Genomic DNA, 23,304 nt, shown 5'->3' with positions numbered 1-23,304 from the left:
TTCAGAGACAGACGATGAAATTCACGCTCTCCTGGCTGAAAAGCCACCTTGATACCCAGGCGTCGCTGACCGAAATCGCGGAGACCCTGACCCGCATCGGCCTTGAAGTCGAAGGTTTGGAAAACCCGGCCGAAACGCTCGGCGGCTTCCGCATCGCGCGGATTGTCACGGCGGACCAGCATCCCAACGCCGACCGCCTGCGCGTCTGCCAGGTCGATGTCGGCGAGGCCGCGCCCTTGCAGGTGGTGTGCGGCGCGCCTAACGCCCGCGCCGGCCTGAAAACCGTGTTCGCCCCGCCCGGGACCTATATCCCGGCCAAGGATTTCACCATCGCCAAGGGCGTCATTCGCGGCGTCGAATCCGGCGGCATGATGTGCTCGCCGGAAGAACTGGGCCTCGAGGGGGATTCGAGCGGCATTTTCGAACTGGCCGAGGACGCGCCGGTCGGAGCGTCCTACGCCGCCTATGCCGGGCTCGACGATCCGCTGATCGAGATCAACCTCACGCCCAACCGCTCGGATGCGGCGAGCGTTTACGGCATCGCCCGCGACCTCGCGGCTGCGGGTCTGGGAACACTCAAGACTTCGGCGCCGTCGCCGGTCGCCGGCGCCTTTCCCAGCCCGGTGACCCCGAAGCTGGATTTCGCCGCTGAAGACGCCAAGCTGGCGCCTTTGTTCGCGCTGCGCCTCGTGCGCGGCGTCAAGAACGGCCCGAGCCCGGAATGGCTGCAAAAGCGTCTGAAAAGCATTGGCCTGCGCCCGATCAACGCGCTGGTGGACATCACCAATTTCATGACGTTCGACCGCGGACGCCCGCTCCATGTGTTCGACGCCGCCAAGGTTTCGGGCGATCTGGTCATCCGTCGCGCCAAGGCCGGCGAAAACCTTGTCGCGCTCGACGGCAAGACCTATGCGCTGGATGAAAACGTTGTCGTCATCGCCGACGACCGTGGCGTGGAATCGCTTGCCGGCGTGATGGGTGGCGAAAGCACTGGCTGCGACGACGCCACCACCGATGTGCTGATCGAATCTGCGCTGTGGGACCCGGCGAACATCGCTCAGACCGGACGCAAACTCGGCATTGTCTCGGACGCGCGCTATCGGTTCGAGCGCGGCGTCGACCCTGAATTCACCGTGCCCGGCCTTGAGTTGGCGACGCGCATGGTCCTGGACCTCTGCGGCGGTGAGCCGTCAAAAATTTCCGTTGCTGGCGTCGTTCCCGCGCCCGCCGAACCCATCGATTTCCCGCTCTCCGAAGTGCAGCGCCTGACCGGCGTTGAACTCGATCCCAGCGACATGAAGGCCAAGCTGGAGGAGCTCGGTTTCGCCCTGGCGGCGCAGCCCTGCAACGCCAGCCATGTGCAGGTCCGCGCCCCGAGTTGGCGTCCCGACATCGAGGGCAAGGCCGACCTTGTCGAAGAGATCATTCGTCTGGCCGGTCTCGACCGCGTCACGCCGACGCCGCTGGAGCGCCAAGGGTCTGTCGCTGGCGCGGTGCTGACGCAATTGCAGCGGCGGGTGCGCGCGTCGCGGCGCGCCCTGGCGTCGCGCGGCATGGTCGAGGCGGTCACCTGGTCGTTCATCTCCAAGGCGCAGGCCGAGCTTTTCGGCGGCGGCGCGCCGGAATTGGCGCTCGCAAATCCGATCGCCGCCGATCTCTCCGATATGCGGCCGAGCCTGGTTCCCGGCCTGATCGCCGCCGCCAAGACCAATGCCGCGCGGGGGTTCGGCGACACCGCGCTGTTCGAGGTCGGTCAGGTTTTCAAGACCGATGCGGCGGACGGCCAGTTCATCGCTGCCGCGGGTCTGCGGCGCGGAACCGCCAAGCCGGCCGGCGCTGGCCGCCACTGGGACGGCAAGGCGGGCGCGGTCGACGTGTTCGACGTCAAGGCCGACCTGTTCGCGCTGCTTTCGGTGCTCGGCGTTTCCGCGCAGTCGGTGCAACTCGTTTCAGGCGGTCCAGCCTTCCTGCATCCGGGGCGTTCGGCCACGCTGCAATTCGGCCCCAAAAACATTCTGGGCTGGTTCGGCGAGCTGCATCCGCGCGCGCTCGAAGCGCTGGATGCGACGGGACCGCTGGTCGCCTTTGAAATTCTCCTCGATGTTCTGCCCGCGCCGAAGGCGAAGCCGACGCGCGCCAAACCGAAGCTGGAGCTGTCCGACTTCCAGCCGCTGGAGCGCGATTTCGCCTTCATCGTCGACAGACACGTCAAAGCCGCAGATTTGATCAAGGCGGCGCAAGGGGCTGATCGGCAGATGATCGTCAATGTCGGCGTGTTCGATCTTTATCAGGGGCCAGGCGTTCCTGATGGGAAAAAGTCCGTGGCGCTCAACGTTACCTTGCAGCCTCGCGAAAAAACGCTCACGGATGGAGAGATCGAGGCGATCAGTTCGAAAATTGTCGCCGAAGTCGGCAAGAAGACGGGGGCCGAATTGCGGGGCTAATTTGGGAGGCGGAGATGGCGGAAAGCTTTTGCTGGGTCGAACTGCTGACGGAAGACATTGAAGCCGCCCGCGATTTCTACGGCAGGGTGATCGGCTGGACCGAGGCGCCCGCGCCGGGGGATCGCGCCTACCACATCTTCTCCGCCGCCCAAATTCCCGTCGCGGGGCTGATGCGGCTTCCCGACGAGGCCAAGGCGCAGGGCGCCCGTCCCTCGTGGATGGGCTATGTCTCCTGCGCGGACATTGACGCGGAGGTTGCGGCGGTGTCCGCCGCCGACGGAAAAATCTGGCGCGCGCCGGAAACCGTCGCCGACATTGGCCGGTTCGCCGTGGTTTCCGATCCGCTCGGGGCCGCCTATTGCCTCTGGCAGGATTTGGGCGGCGAGAAGCCGGCGGAGGTCCCGCCGATGACGCCTGGCCATGTGGGCTGGCATGAGCTGTTCACCGACGACGTCGACGCCGCCATGAATTTTTATGCCGCGCGCTACGGCTGGACGAAAACCCAGGACCTCGACATGGGGCCGATGGGGGTGTACCGGCTGTTCGCGACCGGCGGCCTGGCGGTGGGCGGCATGATGAAGCGGCCGGAACAAATTCCGCAGGCGTTCTGGGGCTATTATTTTGTTGTCGATGCGCTGGACGCCGCCATCCAACGCGTGGAACTGGCGGGCGGGACCAAGCTCATGGGGCCCGCCGAAGTGCCCGGCGGCGCCTGGATCGCGCAATTCTTCGATCCGCAAGGCGCCTATTTCGCCCTGGTCGCGGCGAAGCGTTGATGCGGGTCGTCGCGGCCTTGTCGATTTTGATGGCGTGCTGCGACGGCGCCGCTCTGGGGGCGTCGGACCCTTGCGCGAAATATGTCGACGCCGACGCCTATAATTATTGCCTTGCGGGATCGGGGCCGGTGGCGCGCTCGCGCTCCCTCGGCGCGGCGCCGCGCGACGAGGCGCCCGTCGTCCAAAAGACCCCGCGCGTGTCGCATCGCGCGACGCCGGCAAAACCGCCACGCCCGCATTTGCCGGCGGGCGTCGTCGAAAAGCCCGCGCCCAAGGGGCGCGTGCGCGTCCAGATCATTTTGCGATAGAGCATTTTCGAGCGAAGCGGATGCCGGTTCGCGTGAAGAAAATGCGTTCAAACAAAAATCTAGATCTCGTCGAGCTCGGCGAGCGTGACCGTGTCGGCCACTTCGGAAAAGCCGATGACCAAACCGTCGCGGAAGCGGATGAAGTCGGCGAAGGCGACATCGGCGACACGGTTGGTGCCGCGATGGCGCACGCGCGCCGTGCGCCGCAGCGCGACATTTTCCCCGTCTATGCTGAGGCTGTGCACGGTCGAGCCGAGGTTCTCATATTGGGTCATGAGGCTCATCATCGCTTTCGCGACATTGGCCTTGCCTTTCACCGGACCGGAAAAGGGAAGAGCCATCCAGTCGCCGATCACCTCGAAGACGATGTCTTCCGCCACATACTCCAGCATTGCGCGCAGATTGTTCTCCGCGCGAAGCTCGAGCAGGCGTTGCATGCGGGTTTCGATCAGCTGGCGGTCGACCTCGGCCAGCGCGTTGAGTGTGTCCTTGCTGCGCAAATCAGCCCTCCTCCAGCCGCGCCATGGCGAGTGAATCCAGCAATTCCGTGAGTTCGGTCACCAGTCCGTCGCGAAAGCGCAGGAAATCCACGACCGCGATTCCCGCGCTGCGGCCGGTGCCGAGATGGCGCAGGCGCGCCGTGCGGCGCACGGCGACGCGGTCGCCGTCGACGACAATGTCGTGGACCTCGGAATCGAGGCATTGGACTTGGGTGAGAATGATGCCGAGCGCCCGCGAGGTCGCCGCCTTGCCGCGCACGGGGCCTGGAAACGGAAACATGTTCCAGTTGCCGATCGCCTGGAAGGAAATGTCTTCCGCAAAATGCGCCAGCAGGCCAGCCATGTCGCGGGCGGCGCACAGATCCAGCATCATGTGGACGCGCGTTTCGAACAATTCGCGATCGACAGATGCAACGCGAGCAAGGTTCTGAAGGCTTTGCATCGGCGCTCCCGGACTCGCGCAAAGTGGCCTCTGGCGGACTGACCCGCGCCGAGTCATTGACGGAATACAACCCATTAGGTGTATTTTCGAAACTCCGCCTTGCGCAGGATCAACAGTCTTCGAGGCGGGCGATGGCGAGGGAGTCGACGATTTCGGTGATCTCCACGATCAGGCCGTCGCGGAAACGCAAGAAATCCGCGATCTCCACGTCGCCGACGCGTCCCGTGCCGTAGTTGCGCAACCGGGTTGTGCGGCGCAAGGCGACGAATTCGCCGTCGATCACGACGTCATTCACCGTCGAACCCAGGTTTTGCACTTGCGTGTGGATCGTGGTGAGCGCCCGCGTCCAGGCCTCCTTGCCGCGCGCGCGGCGCGCGCTGGGAAAGATGCTCCAGTTGCCGATCAGCTCGAAAACGACATCGTCCGAAAACAGCGCGAGCAGCCCGGGCAGATCCCTTGCAACCAACCGGTTGTTGATGGCCTCGAGACGTGACGCGATGAAGTCGCGATCCACGGTCGGTATGCGGGTGAGAAGCTGCAGGCTCTGCATCAAAAATCCCAAGCCTATGGCTCGGCTCCCTGAGTTTTTTGCCCCCGATCCGATCGGAAACTTGCTTACGTTATCTCCCGACTTTCCCGCGAGTTTTTCAAGCGTTGCAACTACGTAGCTGCAAATTGCGCGGGCGCGCGTTGCACGGAATCAACATCCCCGGTCTGTGGTCCGCGGCGCCGCGATGCGGCCGCCGTCGATGACGAGGTCGTTCAGGGCGAGCCCAGCTTTTTGAAGCGCGCTTGGATTGCGGTGGGCGCCACGCCAGGATGGACCGCACCCGATGCGGTTCTCGACCCTCGCGATCCCGGAGCAATCCTCCGGGCTCGCTTCGGCGCGGAAAGCTCAGGAGAGGTTCAGCGCCTTGAAGAAGTCGTTGCCCTTGTCGTCGACGACGATGAAAGCCGGGAAATCCTCAACTTCGATCTTCCAGATCGCCTCCATGCCGAGTTCCGGATATTCGAGCAGTTCGACCTTCTTGATGCAGTCCTGCGCCAGACGCGCGGCCGGGCCGCCGATCGAGCCGAGATAGAAGCCGCCGTGCTTCTTGCAGGCTTCCGTCACTTGGGCGGAGCGGTTGCCCTTGGCCAGCATCACCATCGAGCCGCCATGCGACTGGAACAGATCGACATAGGCGTCCATGCGCCCCGCCGTGGTCGGCCCGAACGAGCCCGAGGCGTAACCGGCCGGAGTTTTGGCAGGTCCCGCGTAATAGACCGGGTGGTTTTTCAGATAGTCGGGCATGGGATCGCCCTTTTCCAGCCGCTCGCGGATTTTCGCATGGGCGAGGTCGCGGGCGACGACGATCGTGCCGGTCAGCGACAGCCGGGTTTTTACGGGATATCGGGTCAGGGTCTCCAAGACTTTTTTCATCGGCTGGTTCAGGTCGATCTTGACCACGTCGCCGCCGAGCTCGCCCTCGACCGCTGGCAGATATTTTGCGGGATTGTGCTCAAGCTCCTCGACGAACACGCCATCTCTCGTGATCTTTCCCAGGCACTGGCGGTCGGCAGAGCAGGACACGCCAATGCCGATCGGCAGCGAGGCGCCGTGGCGCGGCAGGCGGATCACGCGGACATCGTGGCAAAAATACTTGCCGCCGAATTGCGCGCCGACGCCGAGGTCCTGCGTGAGCTTGTGGATTTCGGCTTCGAGCGCGAGGTCGCGGAACGCGTGGGCGTCTTCGCCGCCCTCGGTCGGCAGCGTGTCGAGATAGCGGGCCGAGGCGAGTTTGACCGTCTTGAGGTTCAGCTCCGCCGACAGGCCGCCGATGACGATGGCGAGGTGATAGGGCGGGCAGGCGGCGGTGCCGAGCGCCAGGATCTGCTTCTTCAAGACCTCGAGCAGCCGGTCATGGGTGAGCAGGGAGGGGGTGCCTTGGACCAGATAGGTCTTGTTGGCGGAGCCGCCGCCCTTGGCCATGAACAGGAATTTGTAATAATCCTCGCCCTCTTCGAAAATGTCGATCTGGGCGGGGAGGTTGTTTTTGGTGTTCTTCTCCTCGAACATGGAGAGCGGCGCGAGCTGGGAATAGCGCAGGTTGCGCTTTTCGTAGGCGTCCTTGATTCCTTGCGACAAAGCGGCCTCGTCGCCGCCCTTGGTGAAGACGCGACGGCCCTTCTTGCCCAGGACAATGGCGGTGCCGGTGTCCTGGCACATGGGCAGCACGCCGCCGGCGGCGATATTGGCGTTCTTCAGCAGGTCGAAGGCGACGAACTTGTCGTTGCCGGTCGCTTCGGGATCGTCGAGAATCTTGCGAAGCTGCGCGAGATGGCCAGGGCGCAGCAGATGGTTGATGTCGCCCATCGCCGTCTCGGCGAGCAGGCGGATGGCCTCGGGCTCCACCACCAAAATGTCCTCGCCGTCGAATTTTTCGACGCGCACGCCCTTGTCGGTGAGTTTGCGATAGGGCGTTTCATCCTTGCCGAGAGGAAACAGCGGGGCATAGGCGGACATGGCGGCGTTCCCAGTTTTTCGAAAGCTGGGCGCGCTTGTAAGGAATTTTCGCCGCCCTTCCAAGAGCGGCGATGGGATGAGGCCTGGGGGCTTGCGGCAAATACTTAGGGGAAAACCGTAAACCCGATGAAGACGAAGAAGATCGTCAGGTGCACGGCGCCCTGCAACAGGGTGGCGCGGCCGATGCCGAGCGTGACCGTGCTGACGAACAGGGTGAGCAGCAGCAGAGAGGTGTTGAGCCGGTCGAGGCCGAGCACCAGCGGCGCGCCCAGGATGAAACTCGCCACGGCCACGACTGGGATGGTCAGGCCGATGCTGGCCAGCGCCGATCCGATGGCGAGATTGAGGCTGGTCTGGGTCTCATTGCGGTTTGCCGCGAACAGGGCGGAAATCACCTCCGGCAACAGGACCAGCGTGGCGACGCAGACGCCGATCACGGCGGCCGGCAGACCCGCGGCGAACACCATTTCCTCCAGCGCGGGGGTGAGGCTTTTCGCCAAGAGCACGACGGCCGTCAGCGAAACCGTCAACAGGCCGAAGTTTGCAAAAGTGCGGGGCCAGCTCAGCACGCTGCGATCCTCATCGTGCGACTCGAGGCCGTTGGCCTCGCTGAGGAAATCGAGGGGGTGGCGCACCGACTGGACGAAGACGAACACCAGATAGAGGCAGAGGGCGGCGCTCGCCACCATCACCAGTTGCGGCGTCGAAAAATGCGGGCCGGGCGCGGTCTCGGTGACATTGGGCTCAACCAGGGTCAGCACCGCCAGCGTCGCCAGGGTCACGAGCGCGCCGGTGGTGCCCTCCAGGCGGAACTCGACCCGGCGATAGCGCAGGTCGCCGATCACCAGGCAGGCGCCGATCAGGCCGTTCAAGACGATCATCACCACGGCGAACAGGGAGTCGCGCGCCAGCGCCGCGTTGCGGGCGGGGTCTGCGGCCATCAGCGAGACGATCAGCCCCGCCTCGATGCAGGTGACGGCCAAAGCCAGCACCAGCGCGCCATAGGGTTCGCCGATCTTGGCGGCGACCGCCTGCGCGTGGCGCACCGAAGCGAACACCACGGCGACCAGCAGGCCGGAAGCGAAAAATTTCAAGACAGACGAATCGAGGTCGATCAGATGGGCGAATTTCGCCGCCAGCAGCGCCAACGCCAGCAGCGGCGCGGCGATGGACCAGGCCGGCGTGCGGCGAAGCGTTTCGATGGATTGCAAATCAACCTCGCAAAAAATCTTCAAGTCGCGCCGCGAGCTTTTGGCGGTCGCGGGTTTCACATTCCCATATAGTCAGTACGCTCCAGCGTTGCGCGGCATAGAGCGCCAGAATTTTCTCGTCTCGTTCCCGGTTGCCCGCAATCTTGCGGCTCCAGTATTCGGCGTTGGTTTTCGGCAGGCGCGCGCCGCGCTTGCAATCGTGCCCGTGCCAAAAACAGCCGTGGACGAAAATCGCCTTTTTCCGGCCGATATAGGCGATGTCGGGCGCGCCCGGAAGGTCGCGCCGGCACAGGCGATAGCCGGGCGCGATCTCCCGCAGCAGGCCGCGCACCAGGCGCTCGGGCGTGGTGTCTCGCCCCTTGACCGCGCGCATGACATCGGAACGGTCCATCGGGCCGGTCCGCTCGCGCTTTGCCGCAACCGTCAAATTTTCGGGGGAGGCAGACGCAGGACCTCTTCCGTCTTCCTGGCGATCTTGTTGGTGATGGTTTCGCCGATCGCCGCGAGCAGCCAGGGCAGGTCGATGGTGACCCGCACCACTTCGGGCAGGAATTCGAGCCCGCCTCTCAGCGTCTGGCCCATGGCGGTGACGGTGAGGTCGGCGCGGCCTTGTCCCCAGATGATATCCACCGCCGAGAGCTTGTCCCCGAGCTTGTCCTGAACCGCGCCGAATCCGTTGCGGACCCGGCGCTCGGCTTCCGCCGCGCCCAGTTTGTGCGGCACGTCGACGCTGATCGTCTTGCCCATGATGCCCCCGATTGAACTGCGATTATCGCCAAAGTCTTACCGCGCACAAGGCCATGAGTTGCCGAAGGGCGGACGAACAGTTATGCGATAATTGCATGGTTGGTGTGCGAATTTACTTGAAATTCGCAGGTGCAGCAAGCCAGTCTGGCCCTTGATTTGTATATGTTTTGCAGCCGTCGTCGCACCGCGCTGCAGCGAAACGCGGGAGCAAAAACCCGCGGGAACAACGGTGTGATTATTCCATCGTCGCATAGCTAAACTTCCAGGCGGGAGCTTATACGCACTTTTCCGTCATCCCCAGGGATTTTAAGCTATGGCCGGTAACCGCATTCGCAATGCCCAGCTTCGCAGCAAGATCATGACGGCGGATCAAGCCGCCGCTCTGATTCCGAAGGGTTGCAATGTCGGCATGTCCGGCTTCACCGGCGCGGGCTATCCCAAGGAAGTGCCGCTGGCGCTCGCCGACCGCATGAACGCCGCCCACGCCGCCGGCGAGGATTTCAAGATCTCGGTCTGGACCGGCGCCTCCACCGCTCCGGAGCTCGACGGCGCCCTCGCCAAGGTCGATGGCATGGAGCTGCGCCTGCCCTATCAGTCCGATCCGACCTGCCGCAAGCGCATCAACGCCGGCGAGATGGAATATCTCGACATCCACCTCTCCCATGTCGGCCAGTTCGTCTGGGGCGGCTATCTCGGCAAGCTCGACGTCGCCATTATCGAAGTGGTCGGCATTCGCGAGGACGGCTCGCTGATCCCCTCGTCCTCGGTCGGCAACAACAAGACCTGGCTCGATTGCGCCGACAAGATCATCATCGAGGTCAACAACTGGCAGAACGAAGCGCTGGAGGGGATGCACGACGTCTACTACGGCACGCAACTGCCGCCGAAGCGCAAGCCGATCCCGATGATCACGGCCTCCGACCGCATCGGTGAAACCGCTCTGCGCTGCGATCCGTCAAAAATCATTGCCATTGTCGAGACCCATGCGCCCGACCGCAACTCGCCGTTCACGCCGCCCGATGAGAACTCCCGCCTAATCGCTAGCCACATCATCGATTTCTTCGGACATGAGGTGAAGCGCGGCCGCTTGCCCAAGGAGCTGCTGCCGCTGCAATCCGGCGTCGGCAATGTGGCCAATGCGGTGATGGAGCAGTTGCAGGACGCGCCCTACGACAATCTCATGGCCTATACGGAAGTGCTGCAGGACGGCATGTTCAACCTGCTGCGCTCCGGCAAAATGTCGTTCGCCTCGGCGACGGCTTTGTCGCTCAGCCCGGAGGCGGCGGAAGAGTTTAATCGCGATGTGCATCTCTATCGCGAAAAAATCCTGCTGCGCCCGCAAGAGATTTCGAACCATCCCGAGGTCATTCGCCGTCTTGGCTTGATCGCGATGAACGGCCTGATCGAAGCCGACATCTACGGCAATGTGAACTCCACCCATATTCGCGGGTCGAGCATCATGAACGGCATCGGCGGCTCCGGCGATTTCGCCCGCAATTCCTGGCTCTCGATCTTCATGACGCCGTCGTCGGCGAAAAATGGCGCGGTGTCCTGCATCGTGCCGATGGTGACGCATGTCGACCACACCGAGCACGACGTGCAGGTGATCGTCACGGAGCAAGGCCTGGCCGATCTGCGCGGCCTGGCGCCGAGGAAGCGCGCGCGGGTGATCATCGACAAATGCGCGCATCCCTATTTCAAGCCGGCGCTCAATGAATATTTCGAGCGGGCCCTGAAATATTCGCACGGCCAGCACACGCCGCACATCCTGGACGAAGCCTTCACCTTCCTGCCTGAATGGCAGGCCGACAAGGCGGCCCAGGATGCGTGGAAGGAAGACAGCCTGGTACAGGCCGACGCCTGGAAGTGATTTTTTAGCGCGGGCCAAAAGCCCGCGCTTTTTTTTCAGGCGTCGAAGGCGGCGGCGAACAGGTCTTGCGTGTATTTTGCCCGCGGGTTGGCGAAAATCTCCGCTGCCGGCCCTTGCTCGACGGCTTTGCCGTCGCGCAGGACGATGATTTCCGACGCCAGCGCCTTCACCACTTTCAGATCGTGGCTGATGAACAGGTAGGACAGGCTCCGCTTGTCCTGCAGTGCGCGCAAGAGATCGACGATCTGGGCTTGCACCGAGCGGTCGAGCGCGGAGGTCGGTTCGTCCAGCACGATGACGTCGGGATCGAGCGCCAGCGCCCGCGCGATGGCGATGCGCTGGCGCTGGCCGCCGGAAAATTCGTGGGGATAGCGGTCCATGGTCGCGGGATCGAGCCCGGTATCGGCGAGCGCGCGGGCGACCAGTTTTCTCCGTTCGTTTGCTGACAGACCTTTGTCTTGGACGATCAGACCCTCTTCGACGATCTCGGCGACCGACAGGCGCGGCGACAGCGAGCCGTAGGGGTCCTGGAATACAATTTGAAGGTTTTTGCGCAGCGGCCGCATTTTGCTCGCGCCGAGCGTGTCGATGTTTCGTCCGAGATAGAGGATCGGCCCTTCCGAGCGGATCAGCCGCAGCAGCGCCAGCCCCAGCGTGGTTTTTCCGGAGCCGGACTCGCCGACGACGGCCAGGGTCTGGCCTTTTCGCAGGCGGATCGAAACACCATCGACCGCCTTCACATGCGAGGTGACGCGGCGAAACAGTCCTGATTTGATCGGGAACCAGACGCGCAGATTTTCCGCGCACAACACTTCTGGCGCGGAAGGATCCGCTGGCGGCGGATCGCCCTGCGGCTCGGCGGCGAGCAGCATCTTGGTGTATTCGTGCTTGGGCGCCGCGAAAATCTCGGCGGTGGGGCCGGTTTCGACCACGCTGCCGCCGCGCATGACCGCGACCTCGTCGGCCATTTTTTTTACCAGCCCGAGATCGTGGGTGATGAACAGGATGGCCATGCGATGGCGTTTTTGCAGATCGCGCAGCAGGTCGAGGATTTGCGCCTGCACGGTCACGTCGAGCGCCGTGGTCGGTTCGTCGGCGATCAGCAAGTCGGGATTGTTGGCGAGCGCCATGGCGATCATCACGCGCTGGCGCTGCCCGCCGGACAATTCATGGGGATAGGCGCCCATGCGCGCTTCGGCGTTTTGCAGCCCGACTTCCTTGAGCAGTTCCAGCGTTCGGGCGCGCCGCGCCTGCGCCGAAGCCATGCCATGGATTTCGAGGATTTCGCCGATCTGCTTTTCGATGACATGAAGAGGATTGAGCGAGGTCATCGGCTCCTGGAACACCATGCCGATGCGCACGCCGCGTAGGTCGCGCAGCACGCTTTCCGGCGCCGAGGTGAGCTCCTGCCCGTCGAAATGGATGGAGCCGCAGACGATTTTCGCCCCCGGCGCCAGCAGGCGCACCACGGCCAGCGCCGTGACCGATTTGCCCGAGCCGGATTCGCCGACAAGCCCAAGCGTCTTGCCGCGCGACAGCGTGAGCGAGGCGTTGCGCACCGCAGGAGCGTCGCCGAAGGAGACGGAAAGGTTTTGGATGTGGAGGAGGGGCTGGTCCATCACACCGTCTTTCGCGGATCATAGGCGTCGCGCAGGGCTTCGCCGATAAACACCAGCAGCGACAGGGTCACGGCGATCACCGCGAAGCCGGAGAGGCCCAGCCAGGGCGCCTGCAAATTGCTCTTGCCCTGCAACAACAATTCACCAAGGGACGGCGATCCCGGCGGCAGGCCGAATCCTAGGAAATCGAGCGAGGTCAGCGTCGTGATGGAGGCGCTGAGGATGAAGGGCAAAAACGTGAGCGTCGCCACCATGGCGTTGGGCAGCACGTGCTTCACCATGATTTTTCGATTGCTCAGGCCGAGCGCGCGCGCGGCGCGCACATAATCAAAGTTTCTTGCGCGCAAAAATTCGGCGCGCACCACATGGACGAGGTTCACCCACGAGAACGCTAGCAGGATGCCAAGCAGCACGAAAAAGCTGGGCGTCACGATGGCGGAAAGGATGATCAGCAGATAGAGGCTCGGCAGCGACGACCAGATTTCGATGAACCGCTGCAACAACAGGTCGGTCCAGCCGCCGAAATAGCCTTGTACGGCGCCAGCGCTCACCCCGACCACCGACGAGATTGACGCCAGCAGCAGGCCGAACAGGACGGAAATGCGAAACCCATAGATCAACCGCGCCACCACGTCGCGGCCCTGATCGTCGGTGCCGAGCCAATTCCATTCGATGTCCGCACAATTTTTCGCCGGGCCGCCCGCAAAAGTCTTGCCGTGCGCGCATTGCGCGTCGGTGAGCATCCAGGTCGGGGGCGAAGGCGCCGGCGTCGGCAGGCTGAGATTGTGGGTGTTGTAGGAATAGCGGATCGGCGGCCAAAGCATCCAGCCGTTGCTCTCGATCTCTTTTTGGATGACGGGGTCGCGATAGTCGGTTTCCGCCAAAAAGCCGCCGAATTTTTCTTCCGGGTAATTTTGCAGCGCCGGGAACAGCAATTCGCCCTTGTACCAGGCGAGGATCGGGCGGTCGTTGGCGATGAATTCCGCGCCCAGCGACAGGACGAAGGCGATCAGGAACAGCCACAGCGCCCAGAAACCGCGGCGGTTGCTGGCGAAGGCGCGCAGGCGTCGGCGCGTGATCGGCGTGAGTTTCATCAGGTTTCCCGCGTCTCGAAATCGATGCGCGGATCGATCCAGGCATAGGTGAGGTCTGACAGCAGGTTGATGAACAGGCCGAGCAGGGCGAAAATGTAAAGGTTGGCGAAGACCACGGGATAGTCGCGGTTGAGCGTCGATTCAAACGACAGCAGGCCCAGGCCGTCGAGCGAGAAGATCGTTTCGATCAGCAGCGATCCCGTGAAGAAGGCCGAGATGAAGGCGCCGGGAAAGCCGGAGATCACGATCAGCATGGCGTTGCGGAAAACGTGGCCGTAGAGCACACGGCGCTCGGTCAGACCCTTCATGCGCGCGGTCGTGACATATTGCTTGCGGATTTCTTCGAGGAAGGCGTTCTTGGTGAGAAAGGTCGTCGTGGCGAAACTGCCGAGCGTGAGCGCGCTCACCGGCAGCACGATATGCCAGAGATAGTCCTTGATTTTTTCCAGCGTCGAAAGCTGGGCGAAATCGTCCGAAGTCAGGCCGCGCAGCGGGAAAATCTGCCAGAACGAGCCGCCGGCGAACAGCACGATCAGCAGGATGGCAAAGAGAAAACTCGGGATGGCATAGCCGACGATGATGACGGCGGACGTCCAGGTGTCGAGCCGCTCGCCCTCGCGGCGCGCCTTGGCGATGCCGAGCGGGATGGAAATGGCGTAGGACAGCAGCGTCATCCACAGGCCGAGCGACATGGAGACCGGCAGCTTGTCCTTGATCAGTTGGAGGACAGGGGCGTCGCGGAAATAGGAGCGGCCGAAGTCGAACACCGCGTAATTGCGGATCATCAGCCAGAACCGCTCCAGCGGAGGCTTGTCGAAGCCGAATTGTTTTTCCAGCTCTGCGATGAATTTGGGGTCGAGCCCCTGCGCGCCGCGATATTTGCCGGAAAATTCCGCGCCAGCGCCGGGGCGGGCGCCGGCGAGCGTCGATTGCGCGCCGCCGCCGAATCGAGAGGTCGCGCCGGAATCCTGGCCTTGCATCTGGGCGATGACGCGCTCGACGGGACCGCCGGGCGCGAACTGCACGATGAGGAAGGACAGGGCCAAAATCCCGAACAGGGTCGGGATCATCAGCAGAAGCCGGCGCGCGATGTAAAAGAGCATCAGCCCCGGGCCTTGGTCGCGGCGGCTTTTTCCGCGTCCCACCACCACAATTGGGAATAGGAGAGATCGAGGCGGGGGGTGACGTTGGGATGCCCGAAAAAGTCCCAGGAGGCGACGCGGCGGGAGGAGGCGTGCCAGTGCGGAATCCAGTAGCGGCCGGCGCGCAGCACGCGGTCGAGGGCGCGGCAGATCACGATCAGCTGAGCCCGCGACTTGGCCTGGAGCGCCTGATCCACCAGCGCGTCCACGGCGGGATTGTCGATGCCCGGCAGGTTCATGCCGCCCGGCGATTTACCGGACACCGAGCCGAAATAGGCCAGCAGTTCGTCGCCGGGGACGCCGCCGATCATTTTTCGATCGGTGATCATGTCGAAATCGTAATTGTCGATGCGCGACTTGTATTGGGCGGAATCCACCACGCGCAGGTTCGCCTCGATGCCGAGCAGGCGCATGTTCTTGAACATGGGCTGCACCACCTTGTCGAAGGCGTTGTTGAACTCCAGCACTTCAAAGGCGAGCGGGGTCCCGTCGGGCAGGAAAAGTTGCGTGCCTTTGCGCTGGCAGCCCGCCTCCTTGAGCAGCACGCTGGCGCGTTGCAGCAGCGCGCGATCCTGTCCCGAACCGTCCGACACCGGCGGCATGAAGGGCATGCCGAACACTTCCGCGGGGATTTTGTCGCGTAGGGGTTCCAGGATTGCCAGCTCCTCGGGCGAGGGCGGGTCCACCGCTTTCATCTCGGTGTTTTCGAAATAGCTGACGTTGCGCGTATAGGCGCCATAGAACAGGTTGCGGTTCGACCATTCGAAATCGAGGCACAGGCCCATGGCTTCGCGGATGCGCGGGTCCTTGAACTGGGGACGGCGCATGTTGAAGAAGAAGCCCTGGAAACCCGGGCTGCGTTTGTCCGGAAATTCCTGTTTTTTCACCCGCCCGTCGCGCATGGCCGGAAAATCGTAGCCGGTCGCCCATTCGGACGCCGTAAAGCTTTCGTGCAGGTTCACCTGTCCCGACTTGAACGCTTCGAAACCGACCGCGCGCTCGCCAAAATAATCGTAGCGGATCAAGTCAAAATTGCCCTGGCCGCGATTCACGGGCAAATCCTTGCCCCAATAATCCTTGACGCGCTCGTAGGAGATGTAGCGGCCCTGCTCGAACGCGCCGATCTTGTAGGCGCTGGAGCCCAGCGGCGGCTCCAGTCCGGCGCGGCCGAAATCGCGCTTGGCGTAATAGGCGGCGGAAAAGATCGGCTGGCCCGCGACATTGAGGATGGAGTCGCGCCCGAACCCGTCCTTCAGCACCACCAGCACCCGGTCGGGGGCCTCCGCCTCGACGCGATCGAGATCGCGCAGCAATTGGCGGATCAGCGGATGGCCCTTTTCCCGCAACACATTGAGTGAAAAAACCACGTCGGTGGCGGTGAGGGGCGAGCCGTCATGGAAGCGCGCCTGCTTGCGCAGGAAGAAACGATAGGTCTTCTTGTCGTCGCTATATTCGACCGCTTCGGCCACGAGGCCGTAGAGCGTGTTGTCCTCGTCGAGGCTGCCGGCCATCAGCGTGTCATAGACAAGGCTCAGGCCCTGGGCCGGATTGCCCTGGAGGATGAAACCGTTGAGGGAATCCCAGGAGCTGCCGCCCGCCTCCATGATCAATTGACCGCCCTTGGGCGCATCGGGCTGGGCGTAGGGGAACGCTTTGAAATCGGCGGGAAGGGCGAGATCGCCGAAGGAGGACAGGCCGTGGCTGCGATGCGTCGCCTGTTCGGCGCGCGCGTTGCGCAGAAGCGGCAGGGTCGCGGCGGCGGCGAGGACGGCGCGGCGGGAAAAGACGAGTTTTTCGGAAATCATGCGGGCGGGGCGCTCCGGTGGCTCGACTGGTTTTCGCCGGCCATTATGTCGGTTTTGCGCACGGCGGCCATAGCGTTTTCACGAACAAACGCGTCGAAACGAAAAAGCCGGCGACGTTTTGAACGGCCGCCGGCTCCAATTGCGTGTCTCGCCTTAGACGGCGACGCTGTGCTTGGCGGCGCGCGCCTTGAGATAAGCGTCGAAGGCCGCGGCGACCAGACGCATGAAGGGTTTTCCGGGTTCGGTGAGCGCCACGGTGCGGCCTTCCTGGGTGGCGACGCCGTCACGGACCAGTTGCGACAGTTCCTCTTGCGCCCCGTCGAAGGCGGCGACGTCGCCGAGCATTTTTTCGGCGATCGCGCCGTAATCAACGCTGAAATCGCACATCAGGCGCTCGATCACCGCGGCGCGGGCAATGTCCTCACGGGTGAAGGCGACGCCCTTGACCACGCTGAACTGGCCGGCCTCGACGGCGCGGCGCCAGCCGCCGACATCGGGGGCGTTCTGGATATAGCCCTGCGGCAGCTTGCCGATTGACGAGGCGCCGAAGGGCAGCATGGCGTCGGCCTGATCGACCGTATAGCCCTGGAAATTGCGGCGCAGCGTGCCGTTGCGGGCGGCGATCGCCATAGGGTCGGACGGCAAGGCGAAATGGTCGAGGCCGATGGCCTGATAGCCCTTGGCCACCAGCGTTTCGCGGGTGATGGCGGCCTGGCGCAGGCGCTCGGCGGCGCCAGGCAGGGCGGCGGCGTTGATGAGCTGCTGGCGCTTGGCGAACCAGGGGGCGTGGGCATAGCCGAAAATGGCGAGGCGGCTCGGGTTCAGCGAGGCCGCGAGTTCGGCGGTGCGGATCACATCCTCTTCGGTCTGGTAGGGCAGGCCGTACATGAGGTCGAGGTTGATCGCCTTGAACCCGCTGGCGCGGAGGTCGGCGACGCACTTTTCCACCACTTCAAACGGCTGGACGCGGCCGATGGCCTGCTGGACGTGATCGTTGAGGTCCTGCACGCCGAGGCTGACGCGATTGAAGCCGGCGACGGCCAGGGAGTCGGTCAGCTCGCGGTCGGCGTGGCGCGGGTCGATCTCGATGGAGATTTCGGCGCCGGGGGCGAAGGCGAAGCGGCTGCGCAAAGCGTCGGTGAGGGCGAGCAGGCGGGCGCCGCCGAGCAGGCTCGGGGTGCCGCCGCCCCAATGGGCGTGGGTGACGGTGCGCGCAGGGGTCGCATTGGCGACCAGCTCAATTTCCTGCTCGAGCGTCGCCGCATAGGCGTCGAGCGGCTCGGCTTTTTGCGTCGCCTTGGTGTGGCAACCGCAATAAGTGCACAGCTCCCGGCAATATGGGACGTGTACATAGAGCGACAGACGCGCGCGCGGATCGAGGGCGCGCAGCCACTCTCCGGCCTTTTCGGCGCCCACGGCGTCGGAAAAATGAGGGGCGGTCGGATAGCTCGTATAGCGAGGGACCGACTTTTCGGCTAGGACCAGACTGGACGAAAGAGTGCTCATGTTCCCTCTTAGACACAAGTCACGCGCGCGCTCCTTGACGCGGATCAAACGGCCCTGGCCTGATCCATTGCTTTCCGCGCAGCGTTATCGGAATAACAATAGACGAGTTTTCCCGATTTAGCCATGACCTCTTCGACACTCCATCCGCCACAGTTCGGAAAGATCGGCGTGCTGCTGGTCAACCTCGGCACGCCCGAGGCGACATCCTATTGGCCCATGCGCCGCTATCTCGCGGAATTCCTGTCGGACCGGCGGGTCATCGAGACCTCGCCCTGGCTCTGGCTGCCGATCCTCCACCTGATGGTCCTGCCCAAGCGTTCCACGCAAAAAGGCAAGGACTATGAGGCGATCTGGAACCATGAGCGCGACGAGGGCCCGTTGAAGACGGTCACCCGCTCGCAGACCGAAAAGCTCGCGGCGCGACTTTCGGACGCAGGCGACCGGATCATCATCGTCGACTGGGCCATGCGCTACGGCAAGCCGGCGATCGCGGAAAAAATTCTGCACTTGCAGGCGCAGGGCTGCGACCGGCTGCTGGTGGTCCCGCTCTACCCGCAATATTGCGCCGCAACCTTCGCCACGGTCGCCGACAAGGTTTTTGATGCGCTGAAGCAAATGCGCTGGCAGCCCACTTTGCGCATCGCCGCGCCCTTCTACGAGCGTCCCATCTATATCGAGGCGCTGTCCTCGACCCTGCGCAAAAGACTGACGGAATTGCCGTTCACGCCCGACCGCATCGTCGTGTCCTGGCACGGCATACCAAAAGATTATTCCGAGCGCGGCGATCCCTATTATTGCCATTGCGCCAAGACCACCCGCCTGCTCGGCTTCGCCACCGGCCTCGCCGACAAGATGGTCATGACCTTCCAGTCGCGGTTCGGCCCCAAGGAATGGCTCCAGCCCTATACGCTGGAGACGGTCGAAAGCCTGCCCGCCGAAGGGGCGAAGAACATCGTGGTGATCGCTCCCGGCTTTTTTGCCGACTGCCTGGAGACGCTGGAGGAGCTGGGGGTCGAAAACCGCCACGCCTTCCTGGACGCCGGCGGCGAAAATTTCGCGCTCGTCCCCTGCCTGAACGATGGGCCAGAGGCCATCGACGTCCTGGAGGACATTGTTCGCGCGGAGACCGGCGGATGGATTTAGCCTTTTGTGTCGTCCAGACCACCGTCGACGACGAGGCCAGGGCGCACCAGATGGCCGCCGCGCTGGTGACGCAAAAGCTCGCCGCCTGCGTGCAAGTGACGGAAGTCGTCAGCCATTACGTCTGGAAGGGCGCGGCGGCGCGCGAAAAAGAATATTTGCTGGCCGCCAAGGCGCGGCGCGGCGATTTCGACGCCGTCGCCGCCGCGATCCGCGCGCTGCACAGCTACGAACTGCCTGAGATCATCGCCACGCCTGTCGTGGCGGGCGATCCCTCCTATCTGGACTGGCTGCGGCGCGAAACGGAGCGCTGACGATGCGCAAAACCGCTTTGCTGGCGCTGCTTTGCGCCGGGCCCGCCTGGGCGTTGGACTGTCCCGTGAAGGACCATGGGCCTGATTATATCGACCGCGTCAATCGGGCGATCAAGGCAGCGCCGGGCTGCGAGCAAGGCGCTGAAATCGCCGAGTCCTGCGCCTTCGGGGCCTCCGGCGACCTGGACATCGCGCCTGTCGCCGAACGCAAGTGCGGACTGGACTTTTGGCAAAAGCTGAGCGCCGCGGACAAGCAGGTCTATAACGGCCTGCAAGCGAAATGCGACGCCAAATACAAGGGATGGGATGGCACGATGTATCTCAGCGCCAACGCCTTTTGCCGGCTCGGCGTGGCGCGGCTGTATTCCTCCCTCTACCGTCCCGTCGAGGATTGAGGCGGATCAGTCCGCCTGTTCCGCCAAGAGCTTCTTCTCCCACGCCAGGGCCTGGCGCACGATCTCTTCGAGATCGTCATGTTCGGGCGTCCAGCCCAGCACCGATTTGGCGCGGGCGTTGTCGGCGACGATCGCCGCGGGATCGCCGGGCCGGCGTCCCGAAATTTTCACCGGGAAATCGACGCCCGAGACTTTTTTCACCGTCTCGATCACCTCCTTCACGGAATAGCCGCGCTTGTAGCCGCAATTGCAGGTCAGGTTGTCGCCGCCCGCGCGCAAATGTTTGAGCGCGTCCATATGGGCGCGGGCGAGGTCGGTGACCTGGATGTAGTCGCGCAGACAGGTGCCGTCGGGGGTCGGATAATCCGTGCCGAACATCTCCATGCCTTTGCGCATGCCCAGAGCGGCCTGCACCGCCACCTTGATCAGATGGGTGGCGTTGGGGAAGGACTGGCCGGTGCGCCCCTTGGGATCGGCGCCGGCGACGTTGAAATAGCGCAGCACCACATATTTGAGGTCATGGGCGGCGGCGGTGTCGGCCAGCATCCATTCGACCATCAGTTTTGAGCGGCCATAGGGCGAAACCGGCTTGAGCGTTTCGTCCTCGGTGACCGGGTTCTGCTCGGGATCGCCATAGACGGCGGCGGTTGAGGAGAAGATGAAATGTTTCACGCCGCTTTCCACCGCGCAGGCCAGCAGGCTGCGGGCCGAGGCTGTGTTGTTGAGATAATAGCCGAGCGGGTCGGACACGGATTCGGGCACGACGATTTTCGCCGCGAAATGGATGATGGCATCGACGCCCCGGCTGGCGAGCAAGTCTTTCACCAAAGCGGCGTCGCCGAATTCTCCGACCACCAGTTCCGCGTCAGGATGCACGGCGTCGCGGCGGCCGGTCGAGAGATTGTCGAGCACGACGACCTTTTCGCCGGCCTCGACCAGCTCCAAAACCATGTGCGAACCGATATAGCCGGCGCCGCCGGTAACGAGGACGGTCATGTGAAATCCTGTGCAATGCGACGAGACGTCGCGGGAATCGTCCCGATTTAGTCGAATCCGCCCGTGAACGGAAGGGGATAGACTAAAGCGGCAGGCGGGCGGGCGCCGCAATCTCCTTAACGCGGCCACCGTTGCGGTGCTATGAGCTTACCGAAGCTTCATCAGCTGAGATGGACGATCCATGAAGAAAATTCGTAAAGCCGTATTTCCCGTCGCTGGTCTCGGCACCCGCGTTCTGCCCGCGACCAAGACCGTGCCCAAGGAAATGCTGACCGTCGTGGATCGCCCCGTGCTCCAGCATTGCGTCGAAGAGGCGCGCGAGGCCGGCATCGAGCATTTCATCTTCGTCACCGGCCGCAATAAGGCGGTGATCGAGGACCATTTCGATATCGCCTACGAACTCGAGGACACGCTCCAGCGCCGCAACAAGCTGAAGGAGCTGGACGGGCTGAAGGCCGACCTGCCGGCGGCGGGCGCCACCAGTTTTACGCGCCAGCAGTCGCCGCTTGGCCTCGGCCACGCCGTCTGGTGCGCGCGCGATATCGTCGGCGACGAGCCTTTCGCCGTCCTGCTGCCCGACATGATCACCTTGCCGGGCGCCAGCGGCAAACGCTGCCTGCAGCAATGCGTCGACACCTACAACGCCCATGGCGGCAATGTGATCGCCGTCGAAACCGTGCCGAACGACCAGACCCATCAATATGGTGTGGTGGCGCGGGGCCAGGAATTCGGCCAGGCCTTTGAAATCACTGGAATGGTGGAAAAGCCGCCGCAGGGAACCGCGCCGTCGAATTTCATCATTTCCGGCCGCTATATCCTGGAGCCGCAGATTTTCGACCTGCTCGGCAAGGGCCAGAAGGGCGCCGGCGGCGAAATCCAGCTCACCGATTCCATGATCGAACTGGCCAAGGCGCAGAAATTCTTCGGCCACCATTTTGACGGCAAGACCTATGACACCGGCTCCAAGGTCGGGTTCCTGGCGGCCAATGTCGCCTTCGCCCTGGCGCGGCCGGATATCGAGCCGGAATTCAGGGCTGAGCTGAAACGAATCGTCGGGGCGCTCTGATCATCGGTTGATCAGCTGATCCAGGAGGCGGACGACCTCGGTCGAGGCCGCCTCCATTTTCTCGACTTCGGCAAAGGCGCCGGCGCGGTCGCCCCGCGCAAAAAACTCGGCCGCGCGCCGGCCGTGGACGTGAACGGCCTCATGCGGCCGCTCCAGCGCGGCAAAGGCCGGATGCCGCTTGATCGAGGGCTCGACCGGCCCGTCGCGCCACTTGCCGAGCCGGCAGGAATGATGATCGACCAGTTCCGACGCCTCGAGCTTTGACACACCCGCGAGCATTTCGTTCAAATGCTTCTTCCACAGCATGTGGTCCGACTTGGCGCGGTGCAGCACGTAGTCGCGCGGGCTGCGCGTGTCGAACTCGGCGAGCTGGGCTTCGATCAGCTTGTCCGACGCCTTGCAGGCGGCGACGGCGGCGTTGGAATGTACGACGGTCTTGTCGAGCTGCTTTGAGATTTTCGCGGCGGTCGTCGCCAGCTGCGAGGTCGTCGCCGTCTGTTCGCCGAGAATTTGAAAAAGCTCGCTCATCCGGCCCGCGTTGGATTCGCGCGCCGCCTCGGCCGCCGACATTTTCGAATGGGCTTCGGCATTGACCTCCCGGCAATGCTCCATCGCCGCCTCCGCGTCGACGACGCAAGCGCCGAGGCCCTCGGTGTCGCCGCGCAGGCGCTCGATGCGCCGGCGGATATCGTCCGTGGCCTTGGCGGTCTGGCCGGCGAGCGCCTTGACCTCCTGCGCCACCACCGCAAATCCCCGGCCGCTTTCGCCGGCGCGCGCCGCCTCGATGGTGGCGTTGAGCGCCAGCATGTTGGTCTGCGAGGCGATGGCCTCGATATTGCCGACAATGCCCGTGATTTGCGCGGTCGCCTCGGTGAGCGCGGCGGCGCGCGCGGCGAGTTTCTTCAGCGCTTCGCCGATCTGCTCCACCGAGGCGGTTGAGGCGCCCACGGCTTGCGCGCCCTCGCGGACGAGCTGGGCGCTCTCCAGCATCACGGTCCGGGTCTGGCCGCCGACCGCGTCCAGGTTTTTCATGGAGCCGTCGAGGCGTCCCAGCGCCGCTGACATGTCCTGCACCAGCTTGTCGATCTCGCGCACTTCCACGGTGGTGCGCGAGAAGGACGCCATGGCTTCGCTGGCCTGGGTCGAGAGCCCGACGGTCTGCCTCAAGCCGGCTTCGTCGCGCGCCTGGAGCGCCTCGAACAGGGCGAGCAGCGCCGCGCCCACGGGATCGGGAAACGCGCCTTCGGGCCGGAGGCCGGCGCGCAGCCGGTAGATGGCTTCGGCGATGGGCCTGAGCAGATCCTGTTGCGCTTGCGCGCTGTCGGGTTCGCTCGGGGGGGCGATGGCGACCTGTTCGGTTCGCTTCGGCTTCAGGAGGTTCAGCATGGCGGGAGCACTTTGCGCGGGCGTGGCGTCGCGCAGT

At 63.8% G+C, this 23,304-nt stretch carries 22 protein-coding genes; 8 read left to right on the top strand and 14 right to left on the bottom strand.

The genetic code is table 11. From position 1 onward, the window contains the following. Positions 1-14: 14 nt before the first annotated feature. From pheT to M2320_RS00900, 3 genes are read left to right on the top strand one after another with little or no spacing between them, the layout of a single operon-like run. Positions 15-2,444 carry a phenylalanine--tRNA ligase subunit beta gene (gene pheT, locus M2320_RS00910; RefSeq protein WP_264595681.1) on the top strand — a complete coding sequence of 810 codons (2,430 nt, stop codon included), beginning with the start codon at positions 15-17 and terminating at the stop codon, positions 2,442-2,444. Between the two features lie 14 nt (positions 2,445-2,458). Then, on the top strand, positions 2,459-3,220 hold the full coding sequence (locus tag M2320_RS00905; RefSeq protein WP_264595680.1) for a VOC family protein: 762 nt from the start codon (positions 2,459-2,461) through the stop codon (positions 3,218-3,220). Then, positions 3,220-3,528 carry a hypothetical protein gene (locus tag M2320_RS00900; protein ID WP_264595679.1) on the top strand — a complete coding sequence of 103 codons (309 nt, stop codon included), beginning with the start codon at positions 3,220-3,222 and terminating at the stop codon, positions 3,526-3,528. The genes M2320_RS00905 and M2320_RS00900 overlap by 1 nt, the downstream gene beginning before the upstream one ends. Before the next feature lie 59 nt (positions 3,529-3,587). On the opposite strand, the gene M2320_RS00895 is transcribed toward M2320_RS00900, so the two are convergent. The 7 genes from M2320_RS00895 to M2320_RS00865 form a co-directional block, all read right to left on the bottom strand. Continuing rightward, positions 3,588-4,028, bottom strand: coding sequence for a nuclear transport factor 2 family protein (locus M2320_RS00895; protein ID WP_264595678.1), 441 nt, complete (start codon positions 4,026-4,028; stop codon positions 3,588-3,590). A gap of 1 nt (position 4,029) precedes the next feature. Further along, on the bottom strand, positions 4,030-4,470 hold the full coding sequence (locus tag M2320_RS00890; protein WP_264595677.1) for a nuclear transport factor 2 family protein: 441 nt from the start codon (positions 4,468-4,470) through the stop codon (positions 4,030-4,032). A 109-nt stretch (positions 4,471-4,579) separates the two neighbouring features. Next, complete coding sequence (locus M2320_RS00885) at positions 4,580-5,020, bottom strand: nuclear transport factor 2 family protein (RefSeq protein ID WP_264595676.1); 441 nt, start codon at positions 5,018-5,020, stop codon at positions 4,580-4,582. 345 nt (positions 5,021-5,365) lie between these two features. Then, positions 5,366-6,976 carry a fumarate hydratase gene (locus M2320_RS00880; protein WP_264595675.1) on the bottom strand — a complete coding sequence of 537 codons (1,611 nt, stop codon included), beginning with the start codon at positions 6,974-6,976 and terminating at the stop codon, positions 5,366-5,368. Positions 6,977-7,080: 104 nt separating this feature from the next. Continuing rightward, entirely contained in the window at positions 7,081-8,187 is a 1,107-nt protein-coding gene (locus tag M2320_RS00875; RefSeq protein ID WP_210304361.1) for a calcium:proton antiporter, read from the bottom strand. A gap of 1 nt (position 8,188) precedes the next feature. Then, positions 8,189-8,578 (bottom strand): very short patch repair endonuclease, encoded by a 390-nt coding sequence (locus M2320_RS00870; protein ID WP_184426140.1) that lies wholly within the window; start codon positions 8,576-8,578, stop codon positions 8,189-8,191. Between the two features lie 32 nt (positions 8,579-8,610). Further along, entirely contained in the window at positions 8,611-8,934 is a 324-nt protein-coding gene (locus tag M2320_RS00865) for a polyhydroxyalkanoic acid system family protein (RefSeq protein ID WP_184426138.1), read from the bottom strand. A 313-nt stretch (positions 8,935-9,247) separates the two neighbouring features. Between M2320_RS00865 and M2320_RS00860 the strand changes: the two genes are divergently transcribed. Continuing rightward, a complete protein-coding gene (locus tag M2320_RS00860) occupies positions 9,248-10,804 on the top strand; it encodes an acetyl-CoA hydrolase/transferase family protein (protein ID WP_184426136.1) in 1,557 nt (518 codons plus the stop codon). A 35-nt stretch (positions 10,805-10,839) separates the two neighbouring features. On the opposite strand, the gene M2320_RS00855 is transcribed toward M2320_RS00860, so the two are convergent. The 5 genes from M2320_RS00855 to hemN all read right to left on the bottom strand — a co-directional run bounded on the left by M2320_RS00855 (position 10,840) and on the right by hemN (position 17,970). Beyond that, a complete protein-coding gene (locus tag M2320_RS00855; protein WP_264595674.1) occupies positions 10,840-12,423 on the bottom strand; it encodes an ABC transporter ATP-binding protein in 1,584 nt (527 codons plus the stop codon). Further along, positions 12,423-13,517, bottom strand: coding sequence for an ABC transporter permease (locus tag M2320_RS00850; RefSeq protein ID WP_264595673.1), 1,095 nt, complete (start codon positions 13,515-13,517; stop codon positions 12,423-12,425). Before M2320_RS00850 ends, M2320_RS00855 begins: the two co-directional genes overlap by 1 nt. Beyond that, positions 13,517-14,620 (bottom strand): microcin C ABC transporter permease YejB, encoded by a 1,104-nt coding sequence (locus M2320_RS00845; protein ID WP_264595672.1) that lies wholly within the window; start codon positions 14,618-14,620, stop codon positions 13,517-13,519. Before M2320_RS00845 ends, M2320_RS00850 begins: the two co-directional genes overlap by 1 nt. Continuing rightward, positions 14,620-16,464, bottom strand: coding sequence for an extracellular solute-binding protein (locus tag M2320_RS00840; protein ID WP_264595671.1), 1,845 nt, complete (start codon positions 16,462-16,464; stop codon positions 14,620-14,622). Before M2320_RS00840 ends, M2320_RS00845 begins: the two co-directional genes overlap by 1 nt. A 153-nt stretch (positions 16,465-16,617) precedes the next feature. Continuing rightward, positions 16,618-17,970, bottom strand: a complete 1,353-nt coding sequence (gene hemN / locus M2320_RS00835) for an oxygen-independent coproporphyrinogen III oxidase (protein WP_184426126.1) — start codon at positions 17,968-17,970, stop codon at positions 16,618-16,620. Positions 17,971-18,093: 123 nt separating this feature from the next. Between hemN and hemH the strand changes: the two genes are divergently transcribed. From hemH to M2320_RS00820, 3 genes are read left to right on the top strand one after another with little or no spacing between them, the layout of a single operon-like run. Then, positions 18,094-19,113 (top strand): ferrochelatase, encoded by a 1,020-nt coding sequence (gene hemH / locus M2320_RS00830; RefSeq protein WP_264595670.1) that lies wholly within the window; start codon positions 18,094-18,096, stop codon positions 19,111-19,113. Then, on the top strand, positions 19,104-19,424 hold the full coding sequence (cutA, locus tag M2320_RS00825) for a divalent-cation tolerance protein CutA (protein ID WP_264595669.1): 321 nt from the start codon (positions 19,104-19,106) through the stop codon (positions 19,422-19,424). The genes hemH and cutA overlap by 10 nt, the downstream gene beginning before the upstream one ends. A gap of 2 nt (positions 19,425-19,426) precedes the next feature. Then, positions 19,427-19,819 carry a hypothetical protein gene (locus M2320_RS00820; RefSeq protein WP_264595668.1) on the top strand — a complete coding sequence of 131 codons (393 nt, stop codon included), beginning with the start codon at positions 19,427-19,429 and terminating at the stop codon, positions 19,817-19,819. Between the two features lie 6 nt (positions 19,820-19,825). Here the strand turns inward: M2320_RS00820 and galE are convergent, their stop codons facing one another. Next, a complete protein-coding gene (gene galE, locus M2320_RS00815) occupies positions 19,826-20,815 on the bottom strand; it encodes a UDP-glucose 4-epimerase GalE (protein WP_264595667.1) in 990 nt (329 codons plus the stop codon). A 181-nt stretch (positions 20,816-20,996) separates the two neighbouring features. Between galE and M2320_RS00810 the strand changes: the two genes are divergently transcribed. Continuing rightward, a complete protein-coding gene (locus M2320_RS00810) occupies positions 20,997-21,881 on the top strand; it encodes a UTP--glucose-1-phosphate uridylyltransferase (protein ID WP_264595666.1) in 885 nt (294 codons plus the stop codon). Here the strand turns inward: M2320_RS00810 and M2320_RS00805 are convergent, their stop codons facing one another. Further along, positions 21,882-23,267 carry a methyl-accepting chemotaxis protein gene (locus tag M2320_RS00805; protein WP_264595665.1) on the bottom strand — a complete coding sequence of 462 codons (1,386 nt, stop codon included), beginning with the start codon at positions 23,265-23,267 and terminating at the stop codon, positions 21,882-21,884. Between the last annotated feature and the right edge of the window lie 37 nt (positions 23,268-23,304).

It is taken from the genome of Rhodoblastus acidophilus (assembly GCF_025961575.1).
In the GTDB taxonomy this organism is placed as follows: Bacteria; Pseudomonadota; Alphaproteobacteria; order Rhizobiales; family Beijerinckiaceae; genus Rhodoblastus; species Rhodoblastus acidophilus_C.
This window is presented reverse-complemented; position numbering and strand designations above follow the sequence as displayed.